Below are 12,644 nucleotides of genomic sequence, written 5' to 3' on the forward strand. Positions count from 1 at the left end.
ATCCGGGGTGCATGGTTATATTGGGGCTATGCCAACTTCTGCGTCTTCCTCGGCGAAAGCCACACCCAGCATTCTGCCGAACCCGCTGTCGGGGCTGGAAAGCCTCGTTGTCACGGATCCTCAATTTGTCGGCGTGCTCGGGCGCATCGGCGAAGACGAGCTGGCGCTCACGGGTGCGGACGCGGTGCGTTCGCACCTTATTTACGCCATGTCTACGAAGGTGCCGGTGCTGGTCATCACGGCTACCGGCCGTGAGGCGGAGGACCTGACTGCCGAGGTCAAGTCGATGATCGGCGACCGTGTAGCTATGTTCCCCTCGTGGGAGACGCTCCCGCATGAGAAGCTTTCGCCAGCGGTGGATACCGTGGCGCAGCGTCGTAAGGCGCTTTACGACGTTCGCCGGGGCAAAGTCGACGTTCTGATTGCGGCGGTGCGCTCGTTGGTGCAGCCGATTGTGGACGACCTCGAGGCTGAAGCCAGCGCCCCCATTCACGTCCAACTGGACCGGGACTGCGAGAACCTGGTTGAGCGGCTGGTGCATCACGGCTATTCGCATGTGGACATGGTCGGCAGGCGTGGCCAGTTTGCCGTGCGTGGCGGCATCGTCGATGTTTTCCCTGCGACCGAAGAGCTGCCGGTACGTATCGAGCTCTGGGGTGACGAGGTCACCGACCTGCGCGCCTTTTCCGTCGCTGACCAGCGCACGATCTCTGAGGTAGAGGTCGACCAGCTGGATATCTTCCCGTGTCGTGCACTGCTTATCGACGACGACGTGAAGGCCGCCGCGGAGAAACTCGCCACCACGCGCTCGGGTCAGGTCCAAGAAATGCTCACCCGCATCGGCGATGGCCAGTGGGTGGAGGGCATGGAATCGCTGATTCCGCTGATTAGTCAGCATCCGATGAAGATGCTCACCGAGGTCATGCCGGAGAAAACGCATGTGCTCATGTGCGGGCCGGAGCGCATTCGCTCCCGCGCACAAGACTTGATCAGTGCAGGCGAGGAGTTTATGGCCGCAGCGTGGGAAACTGCTGCGATGGGTGGCTCGGCGCCAATCGCCACGGATGGGCTGGAGCCCAGCGCGTACCGCAGCTTGGCCTCTATCCCGATGCCCACTTCGTGGCATATTTCCCCGCCCGGCATGTTGGAGGCGGGAGTCACCGAAGATGATGTGCTGCCACTGACCTTCGAGCCTGGGCCCGCGCCACGCGGCGACTTAAAGGAAATTGGTCACCTGATGAAGCAGCTGCGCGATGCCACGGTCGCGGGGGAGCGAGTGGCGTACGTGGCGGCGACGCCCGCGGGGGCGCGTCGGCAAGCGGAAAAGTTTAGGGAAGCCGGAATTGCGACGCGCATGGCGGCGGGCCCGGAGTATCCCGAGTCCGGAAGAATTACGGTCTACCAGGGTGTTTTGCACGGTGGCCTGGTGTTCCCGCGAATCCCCGGTGGCGCGCTGACTCTGATTACCGAGCAGGACATCACAGGTAACCGCATCGCGGAAGGCGCGCTTGGTGGGCGCCGCAAGCCAGCGAAGCGCCGTGGTCAGGTGGATCCGCTGGCGCTGAAGGCCGGTGACTATGTCGTGCACGACACGCATGGCATTGGTCGGTTTGTGAAGCTCACTGAGCGCACCATCGGCACGGGCGAGGATCAGGCTCGCCGCGAGTACGTGGTGCTCGAGTACGCACCGAGCAAGCGCGGAGGCCCCTCGGACCAGCTCTACGTGCCGATGGAGAGCCTGGATTTGCTGTCGCGCTATGTCGGCGGTGAAAAGCCCGCGCTGTCGAAGATGGGCGGCTCGGACTGGAAGTCCACCAAGCGCAAGGCCCGTGGCGCTGTCCGCGAGATTGCGGAAGAGCTGGTCAAGCTCTACGCCGAGCGCCAAGCCGCGCCGGGCCACGCGTTCGCGCCGGATACGCCATGGCAGCAGGAGATGGAGGATAACTTCCCCTTCACCGAGACCGAAGATCAACTGCAGGCCATCGACGAAATTAAGTCCGACATGGAAAAGCCGGTGCCGATGGATCGCGTGCTCATCGGCGATGTCGGCTACGGCAAGACCGAGGTGGCACTGCGTGCTGCCTTCAAGGCTGTTCAAGATGGCCGTCAGGTGGCAGTGTTGGTGCCGACCACACTTCTGGCGCAGCAGCACTTGACCACTTTCACCCAACGTATGGAGGGCTTCCCGGTCACCATCCGTGGACTGTCCCGCTTCACCTCGCCGAAGGACTCCAAGGAGGTCCTCGAAGGGTTGAAGAACGGGACGGTCGACATTGTTATCGGCACGCATCGTCTCCTGCAGACCGGCGTGCAGTGGAAAGAACTCGGCCTGGTCATCGTTGACGAGGAGCAGCGTTTCGGCGTCGAACACAAGGAACACATCAAGGCGCTACGGCACCACGTCGACGTACTCACCATGTCCGCAACGCCAATTCCGCGCACGCTCGAAATGTCGATTGCTGGCATCCGCGAGATGAGCCAGATTCTCACCCCGCCGCAGGACCGTCACCCGGTGCTGACATACGTCGGCGCGCAGTCCGACAAGCAGGTCGCCGCTGCTATCAGGCGAGAGCTGCTTCGCGACGGCCAGGTGTTCTACCTGCATAATAAGGTGGAAACCATTGACAAAGTCGCCCAGACTATCCGCAATTTGGTGCCCGAGGCCCGCGTGGTAGTGGCCCACGGTCAGATGGGGGAGGAGCAGCTGGAGCGCACGGTCGATGGCTTCTGGCAGCGCGAGTACGACGTGCTGGTGTGTACCACCATCGTGGAGACCGGCCTGGATATTGCCAACGCCAATACGTTGATTGTGGAAAACGCGCACCATATGGGCCTTTCCCAGCTGCACCAGCTGCGTGGTCGTGTGGGCCGTTCCCGTGAGCGCGCCTATGCCTACTTCCTCTACCCGGAAAATCAGACGCTGACGGAGACTTCCTACGACCGTCTGTCCACGATCGCGCAGAACAATGACTTGGGTGCCGGTATGGCTGTGGCCATGAAGGACCTGGAAATGCGCGGTGCCGGAAATATCCTCGGTGCGGAGCAGTCCGGTCACATTGCCGGTGTCGGCTTCGATATGTACGTCCGACTGGTTGGCGAGGCCGTGGCCGCGCTGAAGGCAGTGGCCGATGGTGAAACTCCGGATGCTTCCGATAACGAACCGAAGGAAGTGCGGATCGATTTGCCGGTCGATGCGAATATTCCGGCCGAATATGTGTCGTCGGAACGCCTACGTCTAGAGGCGTACCGCAAATTTGCTGCCGCCAGTGCGCTGGACGATATCGACGTAGTGCTCGAAGAGCTTGTTGACCGTTACGGAACCCCACCCATTGAGGTGGAGAGACTGGCGGTTATTTCACGACTTCGAATTATTTGCCGGGAATTCGGCGTGCATGAAGTTCAAGCCATGGGTGCGCACATTAGAATAACCCCTATGGAGCTTGCTGACTCCAAGCAGGTGCGTCTCAAGCGCCTGTATCCACAGGCGACCTATCGTGCGGCAACGCGCACGGTTTCCGTCGGAATGCCGAAGGAAGGGCGAGGGTTGCGGGCAAAACCTGTCCGCGATATTGCATTGGTGCAGTGGGTAGCAGACTTCTTGACATCGATGGCGGGAATTCCACGTATGGATATCTCGCACATGGGAAAGGACTAGAAACCGTATGACTATCATCAAGCTCGATAGCCGCTTTCCAACAGCGATTCCGCTGGAAGCCGCTAGCCTGCTGACCGGTGAAGTCAGCTACACCGAAGAAGTCCCGATCCGTGTGCGCTGGGCAATCGCCGACGCCGGTGGGCACTCGGTGTCCCAGGCGGAGATTCTGGTCACCACCGATATGGAAAACGACGAGGTACTCGATCGCCTCGATGCGGGCGAGAAGGTCTACTCGGTCGAGCTGGATGATGCGCAGGACCCAGCAGCTCCGGCAGCTCAGGTTGCGGCGGCTCCCCAGCAGGACTCGGTGAAAGAACCTGAGTCAGAACCGGTTGCAGAGCCAGGGGCAGAGCCTGTTGCAGAACCGCTGACTCCGCAGGAACAGCTTGCCGCAGCTCGTCTGCCCCACGTCGTCGAGGCCGTGGACATCATGGCGGCAGCACGGCGCACGGGGCAGTGGGAAGCTCGCCAGACGCACAAGAGCCTGCTGCCGTATCTCATTGAAGAGACCTACGAGTTTGTCGACGCAGTCAACGAGGGCGGTGACATTCGTAGCGAGCTGTCAGATCTGCTGCTGCAGATCCTCTTCCACGCTGAAATCGCGGAGGACTTCGACTTCGACGATGTGGCGACCGACTTTATTTTGAAGATGCGCGCTCGTCAGCCGTACCTCTTCGACGGCACTGTGGCCGAGGGAGAGATGGTGTCGGAGGAAGAACAGGAGCGACTGTGGGCTTACGGCCGCGGACGTCCGCGCTCGAACCCGGCCACACAGCTGCCAGCTCTGACTTTGGCTGAGGAAGCCATCCGCCGCGCACGTGCACTGGGACTGTCCGATGCAGACATTCCAGTGGAGATTCTGGTCCCGACCCCGGGGCTGGAGACTGAGTCCGGTGCGGAAGAACGGACCCGACAGGCTTCACGCGCATTCCTGACTGAGCTGGCCCAGATGGAGAATCAGCAGGCCGGCAGTGCTGAGCAGTGGGCAGCGGGCAGCGAAGATAACGAAGAGGCTGAGGACTTCGGCCCGTCGGAAAGCGACAGCTAGTTTCCAGCAAAAGTGATTTCTGTCCTCGAGTTTGAGTGATTTTTACGGTCTACCCCGTAGAGTAATTCCCCATGCCTTCTAATTCTCCCTTTGATGAATACGCGCACCCCGCACCCCGCGGGGCGAAGCCGCGTGGCCGCAGTAAGGGGAAAAAGAAGTCCTCGAGAGGCTGTGGCTGCCTCGGTCTAACCTCCCTGGCGGTGCTGATCATCATTGGCACGGTTGGGGCGTTGGCTATGTTCACTGGACCCGTAATCCCGTCGTTGACCAAGAAGCCGATTCCGGATAATGTGCCGCCTGCTGCGGCTGAGCCACCGCCGATGATTGATGTCAACGCGCCCGGGCGCACCTCGGAACAGCTCCGACAGTGGGCGCAGCAGATTTCCCCGAAGACGGGTATTTCTGAGGACGCTCTCCGCGCCTACGGCAACGCATATGTGATTGCGGCAGAACAGTTCCCGAACTGCCACCTGGAGTGGAACACGCTTGCAGGACTGGGCAAAGTGGAGACTAATCACGGCACGTACTCGGGCAATTGGCTCAAGCCGGCTCATATCGGCGCCGATGGGGTAGTCAGCCCGACGATTATCGGTCCGCCGCTGGACGGCACGAGTGGGTTTGCTGAGGTTCTCGATACTGACAACGGCGAACTCGACGGTGACACAGAGTATGACCGCGCTGTGGGGCCGATGCAGTTTATTCCCGAGACCTGGCATCGTTTTGCGATGGATGCTTCTGGTGATGGCGTCGCCGACCCCAACAACATCGACGACGCAACTGCGACCACCGCACGGATGCTCTGCAGTGGGGAACGCGACCTCGCCACCCCGGAAGGGTGGGCATCTGCAATTCGCTCATATAACCAGTCTGAGCAGTACCTTCGCGATGTTCGGGACGCTGCGGCGAACTATGCGCTGAATCAGCCCGCATAGGGTGAAAAGGATTTAAGGCGAAGGTCGGCAAACCGTGCCACAATTGGAGTCATGTGCCGGAACGGTTCCGGCGGAAAGGTGACCTATGGCTGCAATCATCGAGTTGAACGCACGCGAAATTCTGGACTCCCGTGGTAACCCGACCGTTGAGGTTGAGGTGCTGTTGGAAGACGGCGCTGTGGGCCGCGCTGCGGTTCCGTCCGGTGCCTCCACCGGCGTTCATGAGGCACACGAGCTCCGCGATGGCGGAGACCGTTACCTGGGCAAGGGTGTCGAGAAGGCTGTCCGCGCTGTGCTCGAGGAGATTGAGGACGCAATTATTGGCCTCGAGGCTGAGGACCAGCGTCTGGTTGACAAGACCATGATTGAGCTGGACGGCACCGACAACAAGTCCCGCCTGGGTGCTAACGCAATCCTGGGTGTTTCCATGGCTGTTGCCAAGGCTGCTGCTGAGTCCGCTGGCCTGGATCTGTTCCGCTACGTCGGCGGCCCGAACGGTCACGTTCTGCCGGTTCCGATGATGAACATCCTCAACGGTGGCGCACACGCTGACTCCGGCGTTGACGTCCAGGAGTTCATGATTGCTCCGATTGGCGCCCCGACCTTCAAGGAAGCACTGCGCGTCGGTGCTGAGGTCTACCACGCACTCAAGAAGGTCATTAAGGACAAGGGCCTGTCCACTGGCCTCGGCGATGAGGGTGGCTTCGCTCCGTCGGTTGACTCCACCAAGGCTGCTCTTGACCTGATTGTTGAGGCAATTGAGGCTGCAGGCTACAAACTGGGCGACGATGTCGCTCTGGCTCTCGACGTTGCTTCTTCCGAGTTCTTCAAGGACGGCAAGTACCACTTCGAGGGCGGCGAGCACACCGCTGAGGAGATGGCAGCTGTCTACGCTGACCTGGTTGAGAACTACGCCATCGTCTCCATCGAGGATCCGCTGCAGGAGGATGACTGGGAGGGCTACACCACCCTGACTGCTCAGCTTGGTGACAAGGTCCAGATCGTCGGCGACGACTTCTTCGTCACCAACCCGAAGCGTCTGGCAGAGGGCATTGAGAAGAAGGCCGCTAACGCTCTGCTGGTCAAGGTCAACCAGATCGGTACCCTGTCCGAGACCTTCGAAGCCGTCGCAATGGCTCACAACGCCGGCTACAAGTCCATGATGTCCCACCGCTCCGGTGAGACTGAGGACACCACCATCGCTGACCTGGCCGTCGGCCTGAACTGTGGCCAGATCAAGACCGGTGCTCCGGCTCGCTCCGAGCGCGTTGCTAAGTACAACCAGCTGCTGCGCATCGAGGAGTACCTGGGTGACGCTGCTGTCTACGCTGGTCGCAGCGCATTCCCGCGTTTTAAGTAAAGAGCTGAGGCGCTGCGAAAGCTGCGTCTAGCACTGCCCGTCCGCACCACGCACGTGGTGGTGGGCGGGTTTTTGTTATTTCATCGGCTGGCGGTCGGGTAGAGTGTGGGACATGAGTGCATCGGACCGATCTCGCCGCGGAACACAGTCGCGCCCTGCAGGGGCGGGGCAGCGTTCGGCAGCGGCAATCGCATCGGGAATGCGCTCGCTGAGCACAGCACAGAAGATCGGCATTGGTCTGCTGGTGCTTTTCTTAGTATCTGTTCTCGCAATTCCGCTGCGGACTTTTGCACAACAGCAGGCGGATGTAGCCGCAACGCAGGACAATATTGCTCGCATGGAACAGCGAATTAAGCAGTTAGAGGATGAAAAGGAGCTTTACTCCAACCCTGCCTATGTTAAGGAGCAGGCACGTCTGCGCCTGGGGCTGGTAGAGCCGGGGGAGACCCCATTCCGTATCCTCGATCCGGCCGTGGGCGAACAGCCTGTGACGCAGCCGGAGGAAATTCCGCAGCACCAGGCCAAGAAGTGGTACGAGACTCTGTGGGATTCCATTTCCATCCCGCCCGAACCCGAAGAGACTCGCCCTAATCCGGGGCGCGATCAGGCAACGAGGCCAGAGAGCTTGCCGACGGTACCGGAGTCCTAAACCTCCATACGGCTACCTGAGCCTCTCGGTGAGGTTGCATGCGCGGCGGAGTGTGCCGTCGTAAAGCGAAACAACGCGCTTGTAAGGCGACTGTGAGATTATGTGTCAGTAAAACGGAAGCAAAAGGAGTGTGACCGATGTCTGTGGATACCGCAGATTTGGAAGTGATAGCGGAGCAGCTCGGACGTGAACCGCGCGGTGTAGTGGACATCTCTTACCGCAGCCCCGACGGCACTCCTGGTGTGGTCAAGACGAAGCCGCGCTTGGACGATGGCACTCCGTTTCCCACGCTCTTTTACCTAACTGATCCGCGACTCACCGCCGAGGCCTCCCGGTTGGAGACGACCGGCGTGATGAAAGAAATGACCGCGCGTCTGGAAAGCGACGAAGACCTCGCCGCCGATTACCAGCGCGCGCACGAGGCGTTTCTGGCAGAGCGCAATGAGATGGAAGACCTAGGCACGGACTTCTCCGGTGGCGGAATGCCGACGCGCGTGAAGTGCCTCCACGTTCTTATTGCCTACGCGCTGGCCAAGGGGCCGGATCACTTCCGACTGGGTACTGAGTCGGTGGCGCTGGCGGCGGAGAACGAGAAACTGCGCGGCACCGCGATTCCCGCAGATTGGCCCACGATTGCCGAGCTCGGTATTGCGTATCCGGGGGTGGAGGGATAAATGACGACCCTCGCTGCCGTCGACTGCGGCACTAATTCGCTTCGCCTGCTTATCAGCCGGGTCGAGGTTGTCGATGGAGTTCTCGAAATCACAGAACTGCACCGACTGATGGAAATCGTCCGCCTTGGCCAGGGCGTGGATGCCACTGGCATGCTGGCTCCAGAGGCGCTGGAGCGCGTGCGGGAGGCTCTGACGAAGTATGCGGAGCTTATGCAGGTCGAAAAAGTGCAAGCAGTCCGAATGGTGGCGACATCGGCGACACGCGACGCAAGCAACCGCGACGATTTCTTCGCCATGACCCGCGAGATTCTCGCTCCGTGGGGTGCAGAGGCCGAGGTCATTTCCGGCGACGAGGAAGCCGCGCTGTCCTTCCGCGGGGCGGTAGATGACTTGGAGCCCGAGCTCGGTCCGTATTGCGTCATTGACGTCGGCGGTGGCTCCACCGAGGTTATTGTCGGTGACCACGATGGTACGGTAGCCGGTTCTGATTCCGTGGCTATGGGCAGTGTGCGCTTGACCGAACGGTTCCTGCAGGCCTCGCCACCGACGGCGGAACAGGTCCAGGAGGCGCGTTCGTATGTTGCGGAGCTGGCCGACGAGATTGTTGCGAAGGTGCCTGTCGACAAGGCTCGCACCATCGTCGGCTGCGCCGGGACCTTCACCACGCTGTCGGCGCTGGCACAGGGGCTAGAAACCTACGACCCGGAGGCAATCCACCTGTCGCAGCTGCGCTTTGCGGCGTTGCGTGCGCTGACCGCGTCCGTGATTGAGACCGACGCGGAGTCCCTCGCTGCCAATCCCGTGATGCATCCGAAGCGCGCGGATGTCTTCGCCGGCGGTTCCATCATTGTGGACGGTCTGATGGACATGTTTGAGGCGCTGCCGCTTTCCGAGGCAGCGAAGGAAGAGCAGCGCTTTTTCTACATCAGCGAGAAGGATATCCTCGACGGAATTGTGGCGAGTTTGGTAGACACCCATATCGCCCATTAATCTTTCTTAGGGGCCCCTATAGCCCAATTGGCAGAGGCAGAGGACTTAAAATCCTTTCAGTGTGGGTTCGAGTCCCACTGGGGGCACCAAAAGGCCAGGTCAGAGAGTTTTCTGACCTGGCCTTTTGCTATCTGTGTGCGCTACATGCGGATTACGGCAGGACGTTGAACTTCTTGCCGAGAACAAGTGCCGTGTTGAACACCTTCGAGTACAGCTCACGCGGCATCTGCGGCATCGACACCGGGGAAAGGCGCTGCACGGTCACCGTCTGCTCGTCGGTGTACTTCAGCAAGCCGCCCGCTGCTTGACGACGGCCCACACCCGAATCCTTGAAACCACCCATCGGGGCATCGACAGACGCGAAGGCCGCAGCAAAACCATCGTTGACATTGACAGTGCCGGCCTCAAGCTGTGGAGCCAGCTCCTTTGCTCGACGCGGGGAGGTCCACAGCGAAGCGTTGAGGCCATAACGGGAATCGTTGGACTTGGCGATAGCCTCATGGACGTCCGAGACACGCTGGAGGACTACCACCGGGCCGAATACCTCTTCGGTCAGCAGGGCGACGCCCTCCGGGACGTCGGTAAGCACGGTCGGCTCGTAGAACAGCGGTCCCAGATCCGGGCGAGGACGACCGCCGGCCAGCACGGTGGCGCCGGCCTCGATAGCCTCGTCGACCATGGACTTGACGGTGTCGAACTGGCCCTGCGACTGCAGGCAGCCCATCTCGGTTTCCCACTCGTAGCCAGCGCCGATGGACATTGCCTTCACGCGGTCGGTGAATGCCGGGACGAACTCGTCCCAGACTGAGTCCACGACATAGATTCGCTCAATGGACACGCACAGGTGACCGGAGTTGGTGAAGCAGCCAATGCGTGCGCCCTCGACCGCGCGGTTGATGTTGGCATCTTCAGCGACAATCAGCGGGTTCTTGCCGCCGAGCTCCGCGGAGAAACTGATCAGGCGTTCGCCGCACTGCTGTGCCAGCGAGCGGCCGGTCTCGGAAGAGCCGGTGAACATCAGGAAGTCACACTGACCGACAATGCCCTGGCCGACAACGCGACCGGGACCTGGAATGACCTGGAAGAGATCCTCCGGAAGGCCAGCGCGGTAGAGCAAATCGACAGCGAAGAGAGCGGTAAACGGAGTGGTGCTGTCCGGCTTGAGCACGATGGCGTTACCGGCCATCAGTGCAGCCAGCGCATCGGAAACCGCGAGGGTCAGCGGGTAGTTCCACGGAGCAATAACACCGACGACGCCCTTTGGGTGGTGGTAGACGGTGGTCTTGGAAAGTACCGGGACCGCGCCGTGCGCTCGCTTCGGCTCAAGCAGTTTCGGGCCCTGATTGCCGTAGTAGCGGGCGGTGATAGCGGTGTGTACGAGCTCCTCGTGGGCACTGGCGCGGTTTTTACCGGTCTCGGCCTGCAGCAGGTCCAGCACCTGGTCGCAGTGGGTAAAGAGCAGGTCGTGGAAGTGGTGCAGCACTTCGCCGCGCTTTTCCGGCGCCATGCGGGCCCACTTCTTCTGCGCGGCACGGGCACGCTTGAAGGCCTCGTCGACATCGGCCTGGGTACCGACAGGAATCTGCGCCAGCTCCTGGCCGGTAAATGGTGCCGAGATAGTGGCGGTCTTCGACTTATCAGCTACCGTGACGCGCTGAAGAAGGCGGGCAACGAGCTCGTCGTTAAGCGGATTGCGGATGGTAGTTCGGTTTGTCGTAGCAGTAGATGCTGTCATGGCACAGATACTACTGTTGCGCGGCGCCCCGAGATAGTAAATTTGGCAAAACTACAAAAACTTAGAAAACTTTAGTAAGTAGTCCAGCCCATCCGACGGTTGCGGTCCGGGTCGCGCGGGCCATCGTTGCCGAACTCGAACGGTTCGTGGCCGTCGACATCGCCGTAGCGCATCTCCGGGTCATCATCCAGATCGTCGTCGACGTCGATGTCCGGCTTTTCCTCGGCCAACCGCTTGCCGAGGGTGTCATGCGGAGAAGCGCCCCGCCAGCGGTCCGGCGGATCCATTACATAATTCTCGCCATCACCGGTGAGGAAGTCGCCATCGAGCCCTTCCGAGCCATCGAGCGTGGTCTCGTCGAAATCACCAGTGGTATCCGGATCGTAGTCAAGGCCATCAGACATCTTGACCAACCTCCTGTTTCATAATCACTCATGTGGTGCCCACGCCTGGCGACTGTGAGTGTTTCCGCGATTACAAAATCACCGCCAGCAGGCGAGGAATTACCTTGATACTAACTGTTTTTCAGGGTTGGGAACAATACCTTTACATCGCCCGTTGTAGAAAGTGTAGGCAAACGTACGCGCGTGTGCCTGAATACAAAACGTAAGAAAAACTGAGAAAAGAAAGAAGGACGACGTGCGCGAAAGCAGCAATCCTGCATTCAGTTCACTTACTAAGACCGTCGCCCGCGGACAGGCGGGCGCACATCACTACGGCCAAGGTCAGATGGGCGCTGGCTACGGGGATAACCCGTACCAGTCGCAGGTTGCCGCCGACTACCGTCCGATGACGGTCGACGATGTCGTTTCCAAGACCGGCATCACGCTGGCAACCATCATTGTTCTGGCTGCAGTCAACTTCTTCATTGCCGTCAGTGTCTCCACCAGCCTGGCCATGATTCTGACCATTGTCGGCGCCATCGGTGGTCTGATTACTGTTTTGGTGTCCACCTTCGGCAAGAAGTACGGCTCCGCGCCGGTTACCCTCACCTACGCGGCCTTCGAGGGGCTCTTCGTCGGTGGCATCAGCTTCATGTTCACCGCTCCAATTCAGGGCGTTGCCGCAGGTGCGCTGATTATGCAGGCAGTGCTGGCCACCCTGGGTGTCTTCATCGGTATGCTCTTCGTCTACAAGTCGGGCGCTATCCGCGTGACCCCGAAGTTCACCCGTTTTATGAGTGCGGCTCTGATTGGTGTCCTGGTCCTCATGCTGGGCAACCTGGTGCTCTCCCTGTTCGGCCTGGGCTTCCCGCTGCGTGACGGCGGCATGCTGTCGATCATCTTCTCGCTGGTCTGCATCGGCCTGGCAGCCTTCAGCTTCCTGATTGACTTCGATCAGGCTGACCGCCTGGTCCGCGCTGGCGCTCCGGCTCAGTACGCCTGGGGTGTCGCCCTCGGCCTGGCTGTGACCCTGGTCTGGCTCTACACCGAGATTCTGCGTCTGCTGTCCTACTTCAGGGACTAAACGCTAGAAAACTAACTAACGCACAAGCGCCGGTTAGCCCGTTATTACGGGTGGCCGGCGCTTTGTTGTTGGCAGTCGACATATTGACCGATCAGGCTGTTCAGTGTGACGTCGTAAAGCGCGTTATTGAAGCG

10 protein-coding genes and 1 tRNA gene are annotated in these 12,644 nt (G+C 60.4%); 9 read left to right on the forward strand and 2 right to left on the reverse strand.

Annotated elements, in window-relative coordinates; translation table 11 throughout:
* The first annotated feature begins 28 nt into the window (after positions 1-28).
* The 8 genes from mfd (at position 29) to HMPREF2681_RS03425 (ending at position 9,397) form a co-directional block, all read left to right on the forward strand.
* Positions 29-3,655 (forward strand): transcription-repair coupling factor, encoded by a 3,627-nt coding sequence (gene mfd, locus HMPREF2681_RS03390; RefSeq protein ID WP_070438239.1) that lies wholly within the window; start codon positions 29-31, stop codon positions 3,653-3,655.
* Between the two features lie 7 nt (positions 3,656-3,662).
* Positions 3,663-4,703, forward strand: coding sequence for a MazG nucleotide pyrophosphohydrolase domain-containing protein (locus HMPREF2681_RS03395; protein ID WP_049182369.1), 1,041 nt, complete (start codon positions 3,663-3,665; stop codon positions 4,701-4,703).
* 71 nt (positions 4,704-4,774) lie between these two features.
* Entirely contained in the window at positions 4,775-5,635 is an 861-nt protein-coding gene (locus HMPREF2681_RS03400; protein ID WP_049172246.1) for a lytic transglycosylase domain-containing protein, read from the forward strand.
* Between the two features lie 85 nt (positions 5,636-5,720).
* A complete protein-coding gene (gene eno, locus HMPREF2681_RS03405; RefSeq protein WP_048733955.1) occupies positions 5,721-6,995 on the forward strand; it encodes a phosphopyruvate hydratase in 1,275 nt (424 codons plus the stop codon).
* 112 nt (positions 6,996-7,107) lie between these two features.
* Positions 7,108-7,644, forward strand: coding sequence for an FtsB family cell division protein (locus HMPREF2681_RS03410; RefSeq protein WP_048733957.1), 537 nt, complete (start codon positions 7,108-7,110; stop codon positions 7,642-7,644).
* A gap of 137 nt (positions 7,645-7,781) precedes the next feature.
* Complete coding sequence (locus tag HMPREF2681_RS03415; RefSeq protein ID WP_069359271.1) at positions 7,782-8,318, forward strand: DUF501 domain-containing protein; 537 nt, start codon at positions 7,782-7,784, stop codon at positions 8,316-8,318.
* Entirely contained in the window at positions 8,319-9,308 is a 990-nt protein-coding gene (locus HMPREF2681_RS03420) for a Ppx/GppA phosphatase family protein (protein ID WP_049172251.1), read from the forward strand. It abuts the gene before it with no gap.
* Between the two features lie 12 nt (positions 9,309-9,320).
* Positions 9,321-9,397 (forward strand) — tRNA-Leu (locus tag HMPREF2681_RS03425).
* Positions 9,398-9,459: 62 nt separating this feature from the next.
* Here the strand turns inward: HMPREF2681_RS03425 and HMPREF2681_RS03430 are convergent.
* A complete protein-coding gene (locus tag HMPREF2681_RS03430; protein WP_049172253.1) occupies positions 9,460-11,043 on the reverse strand; it encodes a succinic semialdehyde dehydrogenase in 1,584 nt (527 codons plus the stop codon).
* A 71-nt stretch (positions 11,044-11,114) separates the two neighbouring features.
* Positions 11,115-11,447 carry a hypothetical protein gene (locus tag HMPREF2681_RS03435; RefSeq protein ID WP_048733964.1) on the reverse strand — a complete coding sequence of 111 codons (333 nt, stop codon included), beginning with the start codon at positions 11,445-11,447 and terminating at the stop codon, positions 11,115-11,117.
* A 235-nt stretch (positions 11,448-11,682) separates the two neighbouring features.
* On the opposite strand from HMPREF2681_RS03435, the gene HMPREF2681_RS03440 reads away from it, so the two are divergent.
* Positions 11,683-12,510, forward strand: a complete 828-nt coding sequence (locus HMPREF2681_RS03440; protein WP_048733966.1) for a Bax inhibitor-1/YccA family protein — start codon at positions 11,683-11,685, stop codon at positions 12,508-12,510.
* The last annotated feature ends 134 nt before the right edge of the window (positions 12,511-12,644 follow it).

The organism is Corynebacterium sp. HMSC064H12, assembly GCF_001809925.1.
Classification (GTDB): domain Bacteria; phylum Actinomycetota; class Actinomycetes; order Mycobacteriales; family Mycobacteriaceae; genus Corynebacterium; species Corynebacterium jeikeium_D.